Raw genomic sequence first — 20,070 nt, 5'->3', positions numbered from 1 at the left:
TATTTTTTCACACAAAAAGAGCCGTGCACTAATTATTTAGTGCGACAGCCCCTTTTTTGTACAAGAAATTATACACCTATAAAAAGAGCAGCTATGCTGCAATCCGGAACTTCTCACATATAAAAAGAGCAGTCATGCTGCAATGCGGAACTTTCCAATTCTAAAAAGAGTGGCTATGCCAATCATGAACTTTTCACCTCTAAAAAGAGCAACTAAGTTGCAATTAGGAGCTTTTAAAATATAGAAAGAGCAATTATGATGCAATAGGAACCTTTGCCCTAAATTATAAACTTATTACATATAAAAAACTGAGAAGCAAAACGCAGAGCTTAAATAAGCACAAATAAGATCTTATAAATCTTAATTAATAATGATTAACTATTAATCAATTCATTAACACCTAACAAATAATATGGTAAAATATAGAAAAAGTATTATAAAATCTTGCAATGCTTATAAAAAAAAATTAAAATAAGAATACAAGGGTTTTGAGAGAGGTGATATGATCATGAGGAGAGATAATTTTAATATAATGACCAATATTAAAATAATAGAAGATTTGAAAGCACAACTTCTTTGTATTGTGGGGGAATTTTTTAAGCTTTTAACAAAAGGAAATAATGTTGCACGTGATTCTATTCTAGATTGTATTTCAGGTGCTATAAGTATATTATATATTTTAGGCGAGAAACTAGGGTATTCATTTGAAGATGTAGATCATGTTATTAAATCAAAATTAGATATGGGTATAAGAGCGGAGGATCAAGTTGAAAAAGAGGGGAAAAGCTTAAGTAAATTAAAACGTTATATTAACAACAGAAGAGATTAAATATACCTTAGGAGGCTTTTTATGAATGGGATAACTATGCTTAAACGCTTGCTTGCACCTGGATTAGTGATTATAATTTTAATAATATTATTTGCATATAATTATACAAGTATAGGTATGGTTATTTTTATAATCTATATGATATATAATTTTTATCAATTAAACTACTATTGGGTAAAGGAAAATGACAACAATTCATTTGTAAAAGCCATAGACGAAGGGTTATCTAAAAATGTATTAAAATACATTTATCCATTAGCATTGATAAAAGAAGATGGTGAATTAGTATGGTATAATAATTTGTTTAGTGCATTAAAAATTAATGAAGAAAATTCAGGAAAAAATATTTTAAGTGTAACTAGAGGGTTAAAATTAGAAAGTATTTTAAAGCGTGAAGAAAATTCACATCAAAGGTTAAATATTAATGAAAAGCTATATGATGTATATGTAACTATGATAGAAGCACAAGATGAAGAATATTTATATTTATTATCTTTTAATGACATAACAAAACTTATAGATTATGAAACAACCAAAGAAAGTATAATGTTAATTGAAGTAGATAATTTTGCAGAAGCTTTAGATAAAACCGATGAAAGTAATAGACCTCTTTTAGTTGCAGAAATTGAAAGAACTATAAATACTTATGCAGGAAATTTGAAGGCTATGATAAAAAAATATGATACAAATAAGTATGTATTATCAATTCAAGACAAGTATATTGAAGAAGAAATTGAAAGTAAATTCAATATAATGGAAGTAGTTTCTCAAATAGATAAAGGAAATTCTATTGAGGTTACGCTTAGTATAGGTGTAGGTAAAGGTGGAATGTCTCCTTTAGAAAATTATAATAATGCTAATATAGCAAAAGAATTAGCGTTGGGTAGAGGTGGAGACCAAGTTGTAGTAAAGTCAAATAATGAAATAAAGTTTTTTGGTGGAAATACTAAAGAGATAGAGAAAAGAACTAAAGTAAAAGCAAGAGTAGTAGCCAGAGCTCTGGAAGAGTTGATTTATGAAAGTAGTAAAGTATATATTATGGGACATAAAAATCCTGACATGGATTGTTTTGGATCTGCGGTTGGATTAGCAAGTGTAGTTAAACAATTAGGTAAAAATTGCAATATAATATTAGATAATGATATAAATGCTATTGATTATTTTTTAGGAAGATTAAATAGTGATCCTAAATATGAAGATTTATTTATAAATATAGAAGAAGCTAGAAATAAATTAGATAGTCAGACATTAGTTATTCTTGTAGATGTTCATAATAAAGGTTATATTGCTGATTTGCAATTAATAGAGGAAGCTCAACGAAAAGTTATAATAGACCATCATAGAAGAAGTCCAGATATGATAGAGCATGATATATTAAATTACATAGAAGTATATGCATCGTCTACATCTGAAATGGTTACAGAGATTATTCAATATATGGTTGAAAAACCTAACTTAACAAGAACTGAAGCAGAAGGATTGCTTGCAGGTATATTTATGGATACAAAGGGCTTTTCTTTTAAAACAGGAGTTAGAACATTTGAGGCGGCCTCATTCTTAAAATCACTTGGAGCAGATACTATAGAAGTAAAAAAAATGTTTACTGATGATTTAGAGGATTATCTACTTATTGCTGAAACCATAAAATCAGCACAAGTAACTGATAAAGCAGCTATTGCAATAACACCCAAAAACATAGATACTGTAATTATAGCAAAAGCTGCTGATGAGCTTCTAAATATATCAGGAATTTCTGTAAGCTTTGTTTTAGGTGAAATAAATGATGAGATATATGTTAGTGGAAGATCCGTTGGAGATATTAATGTTCAAGTTGTACTAGAAGCACTAGGAGGAGGCGGACATATGAATATCGCAGGAACTAAGATGTCAGATAAAACAATGGAAGAAGTAATTATTGAGTTAAAAGAAGCAATGAAAAAATACTTAAGGATAGGTGAATGAATATGAAGGTTATTTTGTTACAAGATGTTAAAAGAGTAGGAAAAAAAGGAGAGGTTATTGAAGCTTCAGATGGATATGCAAGAAACTTTTTATTTCCTAGGAAATTAGCACAAGAAGCTAGTGATGCAAATATGCATATCTTAAATAATAAAAAAGAAAATGAAAGAAAGCAAAAATTAGCAGAATTAGAAGCAGCACAAAAATTAGCTGGAGAATTAAAAGGTAAAGAAGTAAAAATAACTGCTAAAACAGGAGATAGCGGAAAATTATTTGGAGCTATTACAAGCAAGGATGTTGCAGAATTAATTAAACAACAATATAAAATTGAAATAGATAAAAAGAAAATTGTTATGGATACAATAAAACTAGCAGGTGGATATGAAATAGATGTAAAGTTATATCCAGAGGTTAGTACTAAAATGAAAGTGATTATTGTCCCACAAGAATAAGGAGGATTAACTTTGAAGCCATATGATGATGCAAGTTTATTGCAGGATATTATTTCAGGAACTTTATCAACAGAGTCGCAAATAGAAGCATTATTTTCTATAACCAAAAATGTCCTTGATAAAGGCGCATTTAGAGCTAGAACAGTTAGATTTAAATTAGATAAATTTATACAATCGTCAAATCCTTGTGATAGAATTTTTGCATTAAATACAATCTTATCTGAGGGTAAAGATTTAAAAAGTCCACCTAAAAAAGATGATTTACAAAAGGCTGTAGAGAAAACTGTTAGATTAATTTCAGATGAATTGGCTAAAAGATATGTTCAAAGTAAGATTGAATCACAAGTTGAGCAATCTATTATGGAAAAACAAGAAAAGTACATAGATGAAGTTAGACTTTCAGTTATAAATAAGCAAAAGGGCAGTGAAAATAAGAAAACTATCAATAAATTAAATAATTTAATAGAATTAGATAGCAGAACTACAAGTAAAAATATTATGAGTTTTTTAAGACCTATGGAGTTTAATCAGGTTGTTGGTCAGGAGAGAGCTATAAAATCATTAATATCAAAGCTTTCTTCACCATATCCACAACATATAATCTTATATGGACCACCAGGTGTTGGAAAGACTACAGCAGCCAGACTTGCTTTAGAAGAGGTTAAAAAGCTTTCGTATACTCCATTTGATGATAAATCTCAATTTGTTGAAGTAGATGGAACTACATTGAGATGGGATCCTAGGGAAATAACCAATCCCCTATTAGGCTCAGTACATGATCCTATATATCAAGGAAGCAAGAGAGATTTAGCAGAGGTTGGTATACCAGAACCAAAACCAGGCTTAGTTACTCAAGCTCATGGAGGAATATTATTTATAGATGAGATTGGTGAATTGGATTCTATGCTCCAAAACAAACTTTTAAAGGTTTTAGAAGACAAGAGAGTAGAATTTTCATCATCTTACTATGACCCAGATGATGAAAGTATTCCTAAATATATTAAATACTTATTCGATAATGGAGCACCAGCTGATTTTGTTTTAATTGGAGCTACAACTAAAAGTCCAAGTGAAATTAATCCAGCTCTAAGATCAAGATGTACAGAAGTATATTTTGAACCTCTTTCTTCGTCTGATATAGTTCTTATAGTAGAAGATGCTGCTAGAAAATTAAAAGTTAAATTAGAAGCTGGTGTTGCTGAGAAAATTAGTAATTATACTTTTGAGGGTAGAAAAGCTGTAAATATATTAACAGATACATATGGATATGCATTATATTCAAATAAAAAAATGGTAGATGATTTAGTAATAAAATTATCTGATTTAGATGAAGTAATATCCATTGGAAGATATACTCCGATTGAAAGATTAGCTAATATAGATAGAAAAGAAATAGGGCATGTTTATGGCTTAGGTGTTAGTGGATTCTTAGGTTCCACAATAGAAATTGAAGCTGCTGTATTCCCAGCCAAGAAGAAGGGCAGTGGTGTTGTTAGATTTAATGATACAGCTGGTTCTATGGCTAAAGATTCAGTATTTAATGCTGCATCAGTTATTAGAAATCTAACAGATAAAGATATTAAAGATTATGATATTCATGTTAATGTTATTGGTGGAGGTAAAATAGATGGACCTTCAGCAGGAGCTGCTATAACTATTTGTATAATAAGTTCCTTATTAAATAAACCGATAAGACAGGATTTAGCCATTACAGGAGAAATATCTCTTCAAGGCAAGGTTAAGCCTGTTGGTGGAATATTTGAAAAGATATATGGTGCTAGAAGAATGGGAATAAAGATTGTTGCAATTCCAAAAGACAATGAAAAAGAAATTCCATTAAATACTGAAGATATTCAGGTTAAAGTAATAACATCAATAGAAGAACTTATGGAAATAGCATTAAATTAATCTTATAAAAATGAGTCTCCTTTTGAATAAGAGGAGGCTTATTTAATCATGGTAAATTCACTTTTCATTATGTTTAAGAAATGATAGAATTATAATGGATTAAAATGCAAAAGATGAAATAATAATAATTGTCAAATGATGATTAGAAGGGAGGAAGAAAAACTTGGATGGATCAGTTATGAGAAGTTTACCTCAAAGTATAGAAGCAGAACAATCAGTTATAGGTTCTATGATTATAGACAAAAATGCTATTGCGAAAGTGTTAGAAGAGCTTGAGGAAGAGGATTTTTATAGAGATGGTCATAAGGTGATTTATAAAGCTGTATTAGAGATGTTTAGAAATGACATAGCTATAGATTTATTAACTTTACTAGAATATTTGAAAAGCACTGATATGCTTGAGAGAGCTGGGGGAGTAACATACGTGACAGAACTAAGTTCTTCAGTTCCAACAACTGCGAATTTGAGTGCGTACATAAAAATAGTTTCAGATAAATCTACACTCCGAAAGCTTATTAAGTCATCAACAGCTATAATTGAAGAAAGTTATAATAATCAAAGTAATGTAGAAGATGTTGTAGATAGTGCTGAAAAGAAAATATTTAACATAGCTGAAAAAAGAACAACAAAGGATTTTGAGCCATTAAGTGATGTATTGGAAAGAGGATTTGCGCAAATAGAAAAACTCTTTAACAATAGAGGAGAAATTACTGGAGTTGGATCCGGTTTTGTTGATTTAGATGCAAAAACTTCTGGATTTCAAAGTGGTGATATGATATTAATTGCAGCAAGACCATCAATGGGAAAAACAACATTTGCCTTAAATATAGTAGAGCATGTAGCACTTAGAGAACATAAAAGTGTTGTAGTATTCTCTCTGGAAATGTCTAAGGAACAATTAGCGTATAAATTGCTATGTTCAGAAGCAAACGTTGATATGCTTAAGCTTAGAACAGGAGCCTTGGAAGATAAGGATTGGGAGAACATAGCTATGGCAGCAGGCCCTCTATCAAAGGCAAAAATTTATATAGATGATACTGCAGGGGTAACTGTTATGGAGATGAGATCAAAATGCAGAAGACTTAAGATGGAGTACGGTATAGACTTAATAGTTATAGATTACTTGCAGCTTATGTCTGGAGGAACTGGCAGTGATAATAGACAACAAGAAGTATCTGAAATATCAAGATCTATTAAGGCGTTAGCTAAGGAAATGGAATGCCCGGTAATAGCTTTATCTCAGTTATCCCGTGCACCTGAACAAAGAGCAGATCATAGACCTATGTTATCAGACTTAAGAGAATCAGGTTCTATAGAGCAGGATGCCGATATTGTTATGTTCCTTTATAGAGATGAATATTACAATAAAGAAACTGAAGATAAAAATATAGGTGAATGTATAATGGCTAAGCAAAGAAACGGTCCGGTTGGTACTGTTAGGCTAGCTTGGCTTGGACAATTCAGTAAATTTGGAAATCTGGATGTAATTCATAGAGAATAAAATTTTAATAAATTGAGATAATATTAGAAAAGATATAAGAAATTAATTTGATATAATTCAAATGTTTCTTATATCTTTGAATATTATCTATAGTATTATGATTCTTAAAGTATATTGATTTTACATTTTTTAAATTTATGGAATTATAAAAATCATTATATAAATTAGATATTTTAAAGTAGTTTAGGGATTATTAATTTTAAATTATGGTTATTATCAATAAGTAAAATATTATTTAAATCAATATCTGCTAAATAAAAAATTGTTTCAATAGGTGATTTTTTTAAAGCATTTTTAAATTTTATTTTTAATATTAAAAAATCATTTTTAGAAGATAATTCTAATATGTGCTTATCACCATAAAATGAAGTCACATTTATGTAATAGAATTTTAGAGTTTCCTTAATTTCATATGTAGGTAATTCATTTTCTGTGTCCGAATTCAAAATGTTATTAATAAAATCTCCTTGTTCCATTAGAGAATTATTATATATTAAAGAGTTATTTTTCATATAGATTACCTCCTTTCATATACAATTTTAGTTTGTCTTCTTTTAAATAAGCTATACTATGATTGTGAAGGTCTAAAATTAAAAATCTTATATAAAATCAAAAAAAATGAATTTATAACAAAAAAAAATTTAAAATGGGGGCTATAAAATGAGTAAGAAAATTGGATTTGTAGGTTGTGGAAACATGGGAAGTTCTATGGTAGGAGGAATAATTAAATCAGGTTTTTTAGGAGCTGATAATATAATCATTTCTACAAAAACAGAAGCATCCTCAAAGAAATTAGAAGAACGGTTTGGAGTTACAACAACCTTAGACAGCAAAATTGTTGCAAGTGAAGCTGAAATTTTAGTTTTAGCTGTTAAACCTTTTATGTACAAGACTGTTATAGATGAAGTTAAAAGTGAGTTAACTAAAGATAAATTAATTATTACGGTGGCAGCAGGAATTTCTATTGATAATATGGAGGAATGGCTTGGACATGATTTTAAGGTAATAAGAACTATGCCCAATACACCTGCGCTTGTAGGAGAAGCAATGTCTGGGGTATGCCCAAATAAGAATGTATCAAAAGAAGAATTAGAATATTGCTTTAAAATGTTTGAAAGCTTTGGGGAATGTGTTCAATTAGATGAAAAAGATTTTCACGGTTTTACAGCTTTATGTGGGTCATCACCTGCATATGTATTTATGTTTATAGAAGCAATGGCTGATGGAGCAGTAAAACTAGGAATTCCAAGAGCTAAAGCTTATAGAATGGCAGCGCAAAGCGTTTTAGGTTCTGCTAAAATGGTACTTGAAACAGGCACACATCCAGGTGAATTAAAGGATATGGTTTGCTCACCAGCAGGAACTACAATTGATGCAGTTGTTGAACTAGAAAAACTAGGTTTTAGAAATAGTGTTATACAAGCTATAGATAAGTGTGCAGAAAAGTCTAAGAGCATGGAAAAATAGAAAAGCAGGATAAAATTATAACAATATATAAATATAAAATTAAAAATGGATATCTAAAGGTTTTTTAACAAGTTTAGATATTCATTTTTATTTGTTTAAATACGTATTTTATCAGACAGACTGAAAACCAAAAGATTTAGACAAATCAAAATAAAAATCAAAATCTTCTTCACTATTAAAAAAACATGGAAATTTCATATTGTAATTTCCCCATATAGTAATTGGTTTGTTAGAAAAATAAAAAGTGACAAAGAAGAGTTCTCTTGTATTTAAACGAACTAAAAATGGTATTAAGTCTTTATTTATTAGCCTATAATAAACACTGTTAGTAGATTCAAGATTTAAATGGTGTTTTAGTATTTTGACATCTTCCTCGCAAATTAATGAAATAAGTTTTTCTCTATCTTCAGAAGAAAGTTTATTTATATAAAAATCTATATATCCTTGATTATTGTTTTTTTGGAAAATCGCTTCTATAAATTTAATGAGCCTATCTTCTCCATCTGTAATATTACTAGCTTCAATAGTGAAACTTTTAAACAAATCAAAACCATCTAGAATATTTTTAAATCTTATACTCACCATATTATTAAATTCTTCACTGCTTATAGGTATTAATAATTGCTCCATGCGCATCACTCCTGATAAGGTTAATATTAATTATATGGTAATAAAATATTTATTTATTGTCTATAAATATATTTATGATTTCAATTTAATTTTTCTATTATAGATTCTATAATATTATTTTGTGGACAAAGTAATACTATTTCATTTGTGGAAAATTTGAAGCAATATAAATTGTGGATAAAAAATTATATAAATATTGTGAATAACTTTTGAAATAATTTTTGTGGATAAATTTGATTGTTTTATCTTGTGGAAAACTTAAATTAATACAACATATCTATAAAAAATAAAAATATAGAAAGTTATGTTAGGTAATTTAATAATACTTCATAAACAAATAAATGAAGGAGAACCGTCCATATAATAGACTGATTCTCCCCAATTATTTAAATCCATATATTATTTTTTTAGATTAATCATGTTATCATAAATTAAGTTTGCAGTTGATTTTGTTAAAAATTCAGTTACTTGACCTGTATGACTATCAATATATACTCCTACTTTTTTACTTGGATCATTTTCTTCTTGATAGAAAACTTGATAGAATTCCTCATTATCTTCAAGAAGTATGAAGTTAGGTTTTTGTAAATCGCCTAGTTTATGTTCTTTAATAAAGTTTTCTGCTGTATTTTTTAATTGTTGCTCACTAAATGCTAACTTAGCTTCTGGTCTACTAGTATCATCCATATTAAGGGCTTTCTGAACACATTCTATTTCCTTTGTATTTTCATTAAATTCTACGGTATACATATTGCCATTTTTATGAGACCATTTAGCTGTAATAACTCCATGTTTTAATTTGGCTATATGATTTTTAAGTCCATTTACAATTTGGGGAATGTATGCTTTTTCTTGATTATACTCTTCAGTAGAAATTTCCTTCTTATCATATTCCTCTTGTAATCTTTTTTGTTCTCTTGCTTCTTCGTCAATCAAAGTTGTTTCATTCATTAATTCTGAACTATATTCAAAATCTTTATCTGTATCAGTTGATACAGATAAGTAGTTTTTTAATGCTTCTGAAGATTTTTCTTTAATTTCTTTATTGTCAGCATCGCTTAATTTAATATTATTTTGAGAGACTGATGCAGCGTTATCTTTTGAATAAACTACATTTTGTTTTATAGTATCTGCAAAAGCTCCTTTTATATTTATTTCATTGAATATAGTACTAGTAGATGCTACTACTCCTGCTGCTACAAATACTGCTAATAATTTTTTTGAAAACATAATAATTCCTCCATTTATTTTAAATTAAAAATTGTGTGTAAGTACTTACCACTCTTTAATTATAAAATTTAAATGTCTCAGATGTTTATTTGAAATGTAAAATAGTTGCAAATTTTAATCTATTTTAAATTTATAGATCCATGTCGCTTATTTACTGATGCAATAGAATTATTGAAAGTTATGGTTACTTTTGTGCCTTGGCCTAATTCACTATTTATTTCAATTTCAGCATTATGAACTTCCACTATCTTTTTACAGATAGATAATCCAATTCCTGCACCATTACTTTTTCTGCTTCGCGCTTTATCTACAACATAGAAAGGCTGCCATATTTTATTCAAATGTTCTTTAGCTATACCTGAACCTGAATCCTTTATGGATATAGTGGTTTTATTGTTTAAGTCAGTTACTTTTAAATATATTTTGGCATTATTTTGCGATGCTTTTATAGCATTTTCTATTAGATTGCAGAGCGCCATCTTGATTAAATCTTTGTCCAAATCTAATATGCATTCTTCACCTTCAATAATTAAATCAATATTCTTATCCTTAAGTTTAACAATCAGAGACTTTTCAACTTCATATATTATTGGCATTATTTTTTCAGGTGTTAATTTGAACTCCTGATTCTTTGTATAAATTAAATCCATCATTTTAAATGCCATCTGTTCAAGCCTTTTTCCCTCTTTATAAATGTAATCTGCAGCTTCAAAAAATAGTTCTTCGCTATATTTGGAGCCTCTTATTAAATTGGCATATCCAATTATAGAAGTTAAAGGAGTTTTAAGTTCATGAGTAAGATTATTTATAAAAGTGTCCTTTTCAATATTGGATAATTCTAACTCATTTATCTTGTCTTCTACTGTCTGTGCCATAAGGTTAAAGTGATTTGAAAGAACATAAAATTCATCTTTTGATCTTATTTTATTAATACGTTCAGAATACTGCCCCATAGATATTTTTTGAGTTGAGTCTATTAAGGTATCTATTGGTTTTGTTATCAATCGACTAATAAAAAACATAAAGATAGCAAAAAGAGAACAAATCAGGATATCTAATTTCATAAAAAGAGTATAATACTTCATTTTTTCAGTGTATATGCTTGAAATATCCTTAGCATAATGTATTTTTATTGGAGTATTATAAATATTAATTAAACTGCTCACATATAAATATTGTTTATTATCTAATGTCCGAATAATGTACTTGATTGTACTTATTGAAAGATCTTCTAATTCTGCCTTTTCATCATAATTGGGAAAATTCACATCTGAATATAATATTTTATCCTGTTGATTTAAAATTTCTATCTCTCCTTGTGTCCAATCTTCATGATCAATAGTGCTATTATATTCACACATCAAAGTACTGATTGGCATGTTTATGTCTGGAGAATAATCTGAATGAATTTTCTGTAGAGATATAGAATTTATTCTTAATTGTGAAGAAATAAATTTTTGTTGTGCAATGCACTTATTAACTTCCTTTTCCATTGCATCATTATGAAACTTTTGTATCAATACAAATCCAGTAATATTTAATGTAAATATAAGCAATAGTAAAGAAAATAGGTATATTTTCAACCATAATTTCATATCTATTACTCCTCTAACCTGTAGCCAATTTTATATACAGTTTTTATGTAATCACCAATATGAAGCTTCTTTCTTATCTTTTGAATATGAGTATCTATAGTTCTTGTTTCACCCATATATTCATATCCCCATATCTTTTCTAATAAATATTCCCTGGATAAAGCCATATTTTTATTTTTCACAAGCATAAGCATAAGTTCAAATTCTTTTAAAGTGAGTTCTATAGTCTCATCATTTTTTTTAATAATTCTTTCATCTTCATATATTTTTAGGTTATTAAATTCAATACAATCGCTATTTTTAGAATATCGTCTTAAAACAACTTCAATCCTTGCTAGTAATTCAACTGTTTCAAATGGCTTTACAATATAGTCCTCTGCACCAGATTTAAGCCCCATAACCTTATCGGCAAGTCCGTTTTTAGCTGTTAAAAATATTACTGGTATATTTAAATTTCTTATTTTATCTAATAACTCAAAACCATCCATGCCTGGAAGCATAATATCCATAAGTATTAAATCAAAAGATTCTTCTTTTAGTAAATTGAAGGCATCCACACCATCAAATACTTGTCTACTTTCATATCCAGCCATATTTAAGTTTATTTTTATTAAATTAGAAATGGCTTCATCGTCTTCTATAATTAAAATATGTATTTTCAAATTTACTCCTCCTGTTTAAGAATTTTGTTATTTTTAAATAAAGTTGTAATAAAAAGTTATATGTCCATTATATAACAATTATTTAACAGGAATTGCAAAATAGTTGTAAAATCTTTTGATAAAGTTATTTTGTGGATAAAGTAGATGAGATTAATCTGTGGAAAATTTCAAATCATACAAGATGTGAATAAGATTCATAATAATTTTTTGGGTATAAAACTAAATTCAAAGTTGTTGATGCAAATAATTTCAAACAAATATACTAAGTTTGGTTAGTATTATTTCTAGATTGTTTTTTAGTTTAAGTTAATCTTAGAGTTATAATAATTTATGGAATGTTATTTTTTATAGGGTTAACATTTATCTTGCAGTATTGTGCATAGATTGCAAGGAAGAATAGGTATATCTACTGTAAAATAGTAAATGAAAGGATAATGCAATAATAAATTAAAGGTGAAAATGGAGGAAAGCTTATGGAGTGGTTAAAGAAAATGAATGATGCATTATATTATTTGGAGGATAATCTAGAGGAGCATATTGACTATGAACAACTTGCTCAAATAGCGTGTACTTCTGTTTATAATTTTCAACGCATGTTTTCATTTATAACTGAAGTTCCGCTATCTGAATATATTAGGAGAAGACGATTAACACTTGCAGCATTTGAACTCCAAAATAGTAGCATAAAGGTTATTGACCTTGCTCTTAAGTATGGTTACCAATCTCCAGAAGCTTTTACACGTGCATTCCTTAATATGCACGGAGTAACACCTACATCGGCACGCAATAAGGGTGTTCAGCTTAAAGCTTATCCGCGTTTATCCTTTCATATTTCTATTAAAGGAGATGTAGAGATGAATTATAAGATTGAAGAAAAAGAAGCATTTACGGTTTTTGGTGTAGAAGGAATATTTAATACAGAAAATGGTGATAATCTTAGGTCTATACCTAAGTTTTGGTACGATGAATTTCATAAAGGAACCTTAGATAAGATTATCAAAGCAACTGGAGAGGAATGGAATAATAGATATGGTCTTGGTCCTGTTAACTCCATTTGCGATTACAGAAGAACAGGAGGTAGTACGTTTCCGTATATGCTATGTGCATTAAAAACACCTAAAAGTGTTACAGACGGTTATACAGAAGTTAATGTGCCTGCTGCAACTTGGGCTATATTTACTACAGAAGAACATACAAAGGAGGAAACAAGCGGTGTTATTCAAAATCTAGTAAAAAGGGTATATACAGAATGGCTACCTACTGCAAGCTATGAAAAGATAGACGGTTATGAATTTGAGATGTATTACAATAAAGAAAATGGTAAATGTTATTGCGAAACCTGGATAAGAGTTACTAGAAAGTAGAAGGTAATATAATCAGAATAATTTACAAATAGTTAAGAAGGAGTAAACTATCATTAATAGGATACTCCTTCTTTTAAAATTAATAATATTTAAGCTCTTGCAACGCCACTCTTAATTGCTGCATCCTTAACAGCTTCTGCTACTAAAGATTGAACCTTTAAATCAAAAGCCTTTGGAATTATGCATTCAGGGTTTAAATCTTCATCAGATATTGCATTTGCAATTGCATAAGCTGCAGCAACCTTCATTTCTTCATTAATTTCAGTAGCTTTTACATCTAATGCACCTCTAAATACACCAGGGAAGGCTAATACGTTGTTTATTTGATTTGGATAATCTGAACGTCCAGTTCCCATTACTGCAATTCCAGCTTCTTTTGCATCTTCTGGGAATATTTCAGGAGTTGGATTTGCCATTGCAAATATTATTCCATCTTTATTCATAGTTTTAACCATTTCTTTTGAAACTATATTTGGAGCAGAAACTCCTATAAATACATCTGCACCATTCATTACATCTTTAAGAGTTCCAGTTTCATTGTTTGGATTAGTTATATTAGCTAATTCCTGCATATAAATATTGTCACTTAAATCTTTATCTCTGCTTATTACACCATTTATATCGCACATTACTATATTTTTAACACCAGAAGAAAGTAATAACTTACAGATGGCAGTTCCAGCAGAACCAGCTCCATTAATTACTACTTTGATATTTTCTAATTCTTTTTCAACTATTTTTAATGCATTGACAAGACCAGCTAAAACAACAATTGCTGTACCGTGTTGGTCATCATGAAAAACTGGAATATCTAATCTTTCCTTTAATCTTTTTTCAACTTCAAAGCATCTAGGGGCAGAAATATCTTCTAAGTTAATGCCACCTAAAGTTGGAGCTATATTTGCAACTGTATTAACAATTTCATCTACATTTTTAGTATCTAAAACTATAGGAAATGCATCTACATTACCAAATTCCTTAAACAATACACTTTTACCCTCCATAACAGGCAGTGCTGCAAGAGGTCCAATATCTCCAAGTCCTAAAACAGCAGTACCATCAGAAACAACAGCAACTGTATTCCATTTACGAGTATATATGTAAGCTTTTGCAGGATCTTTATGTATTTCACGACAAGGCTCTGCAACTCCAGGGGTATATGCAAGACTTAAATCCTTAGCATTATTTACTTCGCAAGTTGGTTTGATTTCATATTTACCTCTTTTTTCTTCATGGAATTTTAATGACTCTTCATAAATATTCATAAAAAACACTCCTTAATAGTTTAAATATATTTAAATTTTATATAAATTAATCATAAATTCAATAATATAGTATAATTATACGAATTATTTTCATAAAAAGCAAAAAAATATTCGATATATAGTTGACCATGACAGGGTACTTTGCTAATATTTAAAAGGAGAGATAAAAATGTAAATTTATAAAACTCCAAATATATAGTTAAAATAAAGGGAAATAAGATTACTTATTTTAAGGAGGCAAGATAAATGTCAGCATTTATTGTTTTAGGAGCCCAATGGGGAGATGAAGGAAAAGGAAAGATGACAGATTACCTAGCTGAAGAAGCTAATGTAGTTGTTAGATTTCAAGGAGGAAATAATGCTGGTCACACTGTTGTAGTTGGCGATAAAGAATATAAACTGCACTTAATACCATCAGGAATTTTATATGATGATAAATTAAACGTAATAGGAAATGGAGTAGTTGTAGATCCAAAAGCTCTATTTGACGAAATAGAATACTTAGAAGGTGTTGGCGTTAAGGTTACACCAGAAAAGCTTATAGTAAGTGACAGAGCACAACTTATCATGCCATATCATAAGACATTAGATATTTTAAAAGAAAAAGCTAGAGGAAAAAATGATATAGGTACTACAGGTAAAGGAATAGGACCTTGTTATACAGATAAATTTGAAAGATGTGGAATCAGAGTTTGTGATTTAATGCATGAAGATGTTTTTGCAGAAAAATTACAAGAAAATATAAAAATGAAAAATGAATATATCACTAAAGTTTTAGGCGGAGAAGCTTTAAACTATGATGAAATATTAAAAGAATACTTAGAATTTGCTAAGAAGTTAAGACCATTCGTTCAAGATACATCTGTTAGAGTATACAACGAAATTAAAGCAGATAATACTATCTTATTTGAAGGCGCTCAAGGTATGTTATTAGATATTGATTATGGAACATACCCATATGTAACATCATCTAATACAACAGCAGGTGGAGTAGCTAGTGGTGTTGGAATAGGACCTAACATGATCACTAATGCTGTAGGTATAACAAAGGCTTATACTACAAGAGTTGGTAAAGGGCCATTCCCAACAGAATTACTTGATGAAACTGGAGACTGGATCAGAGAAAAGGGTCATGAATATGGTGTAACTACTGGAAGATCAAGAAGATGTGGATGGTTAGACTTAGTTATTGTTAAAACTGCTGCAAGAGTAAGTGGATTAACTTCATTAGCTGTAACTAAAATTGATACATTAGCTGGTCTTGAAAAGATTAAAGTATGTGTTGGATATAAATTTAATGATACTATTATTGATTACTTCCCAGCAAGTTTAGAAGATTTAGCTAAATGTGAACCAATATATGAAGAATTTGATGGATGGGATGACAGCGTAGCTGATGTTAGAAGTTATGAAGACCTTCCTCACAATGTTAAAACTTACTTGAATAGAATAGCAGAATTTACAGATACTAAGATTTCAATAGTTGGAGTTGGTCCAAAGAGAGATCAAACAATGAGAATCGATAGTATATAAAACGATTCATAGTTTATCATTATACTCGGGTATTGACTTTATTAGTTGTATAAAATATAATTTATTATGTACACTAGATATATAAAGTTTTAAAGAAGGTGAAATGATGATAACTAAGGATATGACAATTGGTCAAGTAGTTAATGCAGATATGTCTAAAGCACAAGTTTTAATGAGTTTTGGAATGGGATGCGTTGGATGTCCATCAGCTCAAGCAGAAACCATAGCAGAAGCTGCTACTGTTCATGGATTAAATCTAGACGATTTATTAGAAGCATTAAATAGATAATTAAATATTTGAAAGAGGATTTTCTTAAATGGAAGTCCTCTTTTTAGTTCTTCAGAAATATATAATAAGGTTACAATTGTGGCTTGATATTTCATGTAGTTAATTTAGATTTAAAAAGTTAGAAAGAACTATGAAAATCTTGGGGGCTTTTATAAAATAAATTAAAGTTGTTCTAATTAGCTCAATAATTATGATAAGATTATTGTACGAGACATAAATTTAAGGATAAAATTAATAAGTAATAGATTAATGCTAGGAGAAGAGGGAAAGTATGGGTAAGAATTTTACAAAAAAATATGAAATACATTATTATGAAGTAAATTCAAAAATGAGATGCAAATTACCAGCTATAATTAATTTTCTTGAGGATATAGGTACTCAGCAATCAGAACAATTAGGTGTAGGAATTGATTATTGCTTAAAAAATAATTGTGGTTGGGTATTTTATAAGTATGATATAAAAATGTACAAATACCCAGTGTTTGGAGAAACTATAAGTATTACTACAGAACCCGTAGGGTTTAAAAAATTCTATGGATTAAGAAAATATTTTATTAAGGATGAAGAAGAAAATCTAATTGGAGAGGGTACTGCATTATTCTTTTTAATTGATATTGAAAAAAGAAGACCAATGAGAATACAAGAAGAGCAATATAATTCTTATGGTGTAGATGGTGATTTAGATTGTGATATATCAATGGATAAAATAGAAAAGTGGGATGAAGAAGAAAACATTAAGGAATTCGATATTAGATATAGTGATATTGATTCAAATAACCATGTTAATAACGTTAATTATGTTGAATGGGCAATTGAAGCCGTTCCACCAGAAGTAATAAGGAATTATGTTCTTACTAGAATTAAAGTGGTTTTTGAGAAAGAAACAACATATGGAGAAAAGATTTCAGTATCAGCAACAGTAAAAGAAGTAGACGATAAAAAATTAAAGACTTATCATAAAATAAGAAATAATGAAGGCAGCCAATTAACATTATTGGAAGCAGAATGGGAAAAAGCAGACTAAGATATAAATAGAGTCTTTAATGCATAGTATAATAAAAAATGAATGTAGATAGATTTTGTTAAAAAAATCTGGCTACATTCATTTTTTATTTAGGATTAATTGATATTTGTTAATAGTACTACTAGGTAATTATATTATTTATTAGCAGCAGATTTTGCAGCTAAATAGCCAGAACTCCAAGCCCACTGAAGATTAAATCCTCCGCAGTCACCATGAACATCAAGGATTTCACCACAGAAATAAAGATCTTTAACTAATTTAGACTCAAGAGTAATATTATTTACTTCATTAGTGTCTACTCCACCTACGGTAACTTGAGCATTAGGAAAACCATTAGTATCAATGCAGTTAAAGTCCCATTGCTTAAATTTATTAATTAATCTATCAATAAGTTTCCACTCAATATTACTACATGGAAGATGTATGTCTTTTATACCAACCTCCTTTAAAATTGTAGAAATCAACTTCTTATTGATTACTCCAATTAATGCAGAGGAAATTTCCCTATAATTAAAAATTGAAAAATGCCCAGCAAAAAAGCTTTCTACTTCTTCTTTGCTTTCGGAAGGAAACATATCCACTCTTATTGTCACCTTATGACCTTTACTTAAAGCTTTAGAAGCATAAGAGGACAATTGCATTATTGGAGGTCCAGAGATGCCGTAATCGGTAAATAAGACCTCACCTACATCGCTACATTTAATCTCATCATTCACAAGAACAGAAACAGCTCCATCAAACTTAATTCCAGATAGTGCTTTTAAGTAAGGATAATCTAATTTTAACTGAACAATACCAGGAATAGTTTCAACTATATTGTGTCCAAATGATTTACTAAGTTTATAACCGGAGCCATCAGAGCCAGTTTTGTTTGCTGATTTTCCACCACAACTTAAAATAAGTTTGCTGCAGGAAAAATTTTTATATTCTTCATTGTTAGTAGAGAGCATAAAATTTTTCTTTTTATTTATAGAATTAATTTTGCAGTTTGTATATAAAGGTATTTGTTTATCCTCAATAGCCATTCTAAAAATATCTATTACAGAAGAAGCTTGAAGAGACTTGGGATACATTTTACCATTTTCAAGTTCAGTTAAAGGCAAACCTAGGGATAGAAACATACTTTTTGTATCCTCTATTGTAAATTTATTTAAAGCTTCTTGAAAAAAATCATTATTTTCACTATGAAAATTTTTATATGGAAACGAAATTTTGCTATTTGTAATATTACATCTTCCATTTCCAGTAACCAGAATTTTTTTACCAATTCTATCAGTTCCTTCTATAATGGCAACATCAACTCCAAAATCTTTAGCTACAATTGCAGCCATTAAACCAGAAGCGCCGCCGCCTATAATTATTAAATCGTGATAAATCATTATTTATTAATCACTCCCTGCTTACTTTGTTTTATTTTGCATGTAAATAAATTTTATCACAGTAATATTCACGATGAAAGAAAGGAATACTAAAATGAGGTGATTTTTATATGAAAGCAAGGGTAATCAATTGCAATTTAGAGGATTACAATAGTATACTTAAGGTTAGAAGAATGAATTTTGATAAAATATTTGTTAACTATCCAAATACAGCAGGAATTAAAGAGTTTTCATTTCAAGATGTAGAATGTGTAAGTGAAAATGAAATAGATGAATTTTTAATAAATAATAGAGAGTTTTTGAAAATTAGACTAAAAAGGGGAATATCGGTAATTTTTTATAATGCATTATATACCTCAATAAAAACTGAAATTAAAGAAGAAGTTGAAAATTTAACTGTTATAAAAGATAAATATAAGATAAATAAAAAAGGAATATGGGAAAAGGAAATATTATTGATTGTAAATAATACGTTTCCTATAGAGGTGTTAGCATCGGGAAAAAACTTTAAAAGAGATCAATATAATATAATTATTAATAAATTAGAAAAAGGTAACTGCTTAGAAGCATGGTATGAAGAAATAAACAATATTGAAAGAGAAGTAGAGCTGAAAAGCCTCATTTTATCAAGGCTTAAAGAGGATATGGAAAAATTTAAAAATAGCCATAGAATATGATAAAAATCATGTTATAATTAAATTAATCAAAACAAAAATAAAAAAAATGAAAAAATGTGTTGACACACAATATAAATTTAGGTATTATAGTCTATGTGGTCAGCAGCTTGCGAAGTAAAAACAAAAAAGTTAGAACTTCAAAAGTAAATGACAATACAGCATGGCTCCTTGGTCAAGCGGTTAAGACACCACCCTTTCACGGTGGTAACAGGGGTTCGATTCCCCTAGGAGTCACCATTTATATCTATCTTATGGGCGCATAGCTCAGCTGGGAGAGCACCTGCCTTACAAGCAGGGGGTCACAGG

General features: G+C 29.1%; 18 protein-coding genes and 1 tRNA gene. 12 read left to right on the top strand and 7 right to left on the bottom strand.

The features are described 5' to 3' along the window. The first annotated feature begins 508 nt into the window (after positions 1-508). The 5 genes from GXK56_RS26230 to GXK56_RS26210 all read left to right on the top strand — a co-directional run bounded on the left by GXK56_RS26230 (position 509) and on the right by GXK56_RS26210 (position 6,649). On the top strand, positions 509-829 hold the full coding sequence (locus GXK56_RS26230) for a MazG-like family protein (protein WP_160693040.1): 321 nt from the start codon (positions 509-511) through the stop codon (positions 827-829). A gap of 21 nt (positions 830-850) precedes the next feature. Further along, complete coding sequence (locus GXK56_RS26225; protein WP_160693038.1) at positions 851-2,791, top strand: DHH family phosphoesterase; 1,941 nt, start codon at positions 851-853, stop codon at positions 2,789-2,791. 2 nt (positions 2,792-2,793) lie between these two features. Continuing rightward, positions 2,794-3,240: a 50S ribosomal protein L9 gene (gene rplI, locus GXK56_RS26220; RefSeq protein WP_160693036.1), complete on the top strand. Its 447-nt coding sequence runs from the start codon at positions 2,794-2,796 to the stop codon at positions 3,238-3,240. 12 nt (positions 3,241-3,252) lie between these two features. After that, positions 3,253-5,148 carry a Lon family ATP-dependent protease gene (lonC, locus tag GXK56_RS26215; RefSeq protein ID WP_160693034.1) on the top strand — a complete coding sequence of 632 codons (1,896 nt, stop codon included), beginning with the start codon at positions 3,253-3,255 and terminating at the stop codon, positions 5,146-5,148. Between the two features lie 163 nt (positions 5,149-5,311). Then, positions 5,312-6,649 carry a replicative DNA helicase gene (locus GXK56_RS26210; RefSeq protein ID WP_160693032.1) on the top strand — a complete coding sequence of 446 codons (1,338 nt, stop codon included), beginning with the start codon at positions 5,312-5,314 and terminating at the stop codon, positions 6,647-6,649. Positions 6,650-6,822: 173 nt separating this feature from the next. On the opposite strand, the gene GXK56_RS26205 is transcribed toward GXK56_RS26210, so the two are convergent. Further along, positions 6,823-7,161: a hypothetical protein gene (locus GXK56_RS26205; protein WP_160693030.1), complete on the bottom strand. Its 339-nt coding sequence runs from the start codon at positions 7,159-7,161 to the stop codon at positions 6,823-6,825. Positions 7,162-7,309: 148 nt separating this feature from the next. On the opposite strand from GXK56_RS26205, the gene proC reads away from it, so the two are divergent. Then, positions 7,310-8,116, top strand: coding sequence for a pyrroline-5-carboxylate reductase (gene proC, locus GXK56_RS26200; protein WP_160693028.1), 807 nt, complete (start codon positions 7,310-7,312; stop codon positions 8,114-8,116). Between the two features lie 111 nt (positions 8,117-8,227). Here the strand turns inward: proC and GXK56_RS26195 are convergent, their stop codons facing one another. The 4 genes from GXK56_RS26195 to GXK56_RS26180 form a co-directional block, all read right to left on the bottom strand. Continuing rightward, positions 8,228-8,746, bottom strand: a complete 519-nt coding sequence (locus GXK56_RS26195; protein ID WP_160693026.1) for a hypothetical protein — start codon at positions 8,744-8,746, stop codon at positions 8,228-8,230. A gap of 399 nt (positions 8,747-9,145) precedes the next feature. Continuing rightward, positions 9,146-9,976 (bottom strand): hypothetical protein, encoded by an 831-nt coding sequence (locus tag GXK56_RS26190; RefSeq protein ID WP_160693024.1) that lies wholly within the window; start codon positions 9,974-9,976, stop codon positions 9,146-9,148. A 119-nt stretch (positions 9,977-10,095) separates the two neighbouring features. Further along, complete coding sequence (locus tag GXK56_RS26185; RefSeq protein ID WP_160693022.1) at positions 10,096-11,571, bottom strand: HAMP domain-containing sensor histidine kinase; 1,476 nt, start codon at positions 11,569-11,571, stop codon at positions 10,096-10,098. A gap of 5 nt (positions 11,572-11,576) precedes the next feature. Further along, entirely contained in the window at positions 11,577-12,233 is a 657-nt protein-coding gene (locus tag GXK56_RS26180) for a response regulator transcription factor (RefSeq protein ID WP_160693020.1), read from the bottom strand. A gap of 473 nt (positions 12,234-12,706) precedes the next feature. Here GXK56_RS26180 and GXK56_RS26175 point away from each other — a divergent pair, with 473 nt between their 5' ends. Beyond that, positions 12,707-13,597 carry a GyrI-like domain-containing protein gene (locus tag GXK56_RS26175; RefSeq protein ID WP_160693018.1) on the top strand — a complete coding sequence of 297 codons (891 nt, stop codon included), beginning with the start codon at positions 12,707-12,709 and terminating at the stop codon, positions 13,595-13,597. A gap of 89 nt (positions 13,598-13,686) precedes the next feature. On the opposite strand, the gene GXK56_RS26170 is transcribed toward GXK56_RS26175, so the two are convergent. Beyond that, positions 13,687-14,862 carry a malic enzyme-like NAD(P)-binding protein gene (locus tag GXK56_RS26170; RefSeq protein ID WP_160693016.1) on the bottom strand — a complete coding sequence of 392 codons (1,176 nt, stop codon included), beginning with the start codon at positions 14,860-14,862 and terminating at the stop codon, positions 13,687-13,689. 246 nt (positions 14,863-15,108) lie between these two features. Here GXK56_RS26170 and GXK56_RS26165 point away from each other — a divergent pair, with 246 nt between their 5' ends. The 3 genes from GXK56_RS26165 (at position 15,109) to GXK56_RS26155 (ending at position 17,708) form a co-directional block, all read left to right on the top strand. Continuing rightward, positions 15,109-16,395, top strand: coding sequence for an adenylosuccinate synthase (locus GXK56_RS26165; protein ID WP_160693014.1), 1,287 nt, complete (start codon positions 15,109-15,111; stop codon positions 16,393-16,395). Positions 16,396-16,501: 106 nt separating this feature from the next. Beyond that, positions 16,502-16,684, top strand: a complete 183-nt coding sequence (locus tag GXK56_RS26160; RefSeq protein ID WP_160693042.1) for a DUF1858 domain-containing protein — start codon at positions 16,502-16,504, stop codon at positions 16,682-16,684. A gap of 271 nt (positions 16,685-16,955) precedes the next feature. Beyond that, a complete protein-coding gene (locus tag GXK56_RS26155) occupies positions 16,956-17,708 on the top strand; it encodes an acyl-ACP thioesterase domain-containing protein (RefSeq protein ID WP_160693012.1) in 753 nt (250 codons plus the stop codon). A 134-nt stretch (positions 17,709-17,842) separates the two neighbouring features. On the opposite strand, the gene GXK56_RS26150 is transcribed toward GXK56_RS26155, so the two are convergent. Continuing rightward, positions 17,843-19,087 carry an NAD(P)/FAD-dependent oxidoreductase gene (locus GXK56_RS26150; RefSeq protein WP_160693010.1) on the bottom strand — a complete coding sequence of 415 codons (1,245 nt, stop codon included), beginning with the start codon at positions 19,085-19,087 and terminating at the stop codon, positions 17,843-17,845. Positions 19,088-19,197: 110 nt separating this feature from the next. Between GXK56_RS26150 and GXK56_RS26145 the strand changes: the two genes are divergently transcribed. Together GXK56_RS26145 and GXK56_RS26140 are read left to right on the top strand one after the other, a co-directional pair. Further along, complete coding sequence (locus tag GXK56_RS26145; protein WP_160693008.1) at positions 19,198-19,764, top strand: hypothetical protein; 567 nt, start codon at positions 19,198-19,200, stop codon at positions 19,762-19,764. A gap of 162 nt (positions 19,765-19,926) precedes the next feature. Continuing rightward, a tRNA-Glu gene (locus GXK56_RS26140) sits at positions 19,927-20,001 on the top strand. The last annotated feature ends 69 nt before the right edge of the window (positions 20,002-20,070 follow it).

The sequence above is a fragment of the Clostridium sp. C2-6-12 genome (assembly GCF_009928485.1).
GTDB lineage: Bacteria > Bacillota > Clostridia > Clostridiales > Clostridiaceae > Clostridium.
The sequence above is the reverse complement of the archived record's forward strand: the minus strand, read 5'-3'. Positions and strand labels throughout refer to the sequence as shown.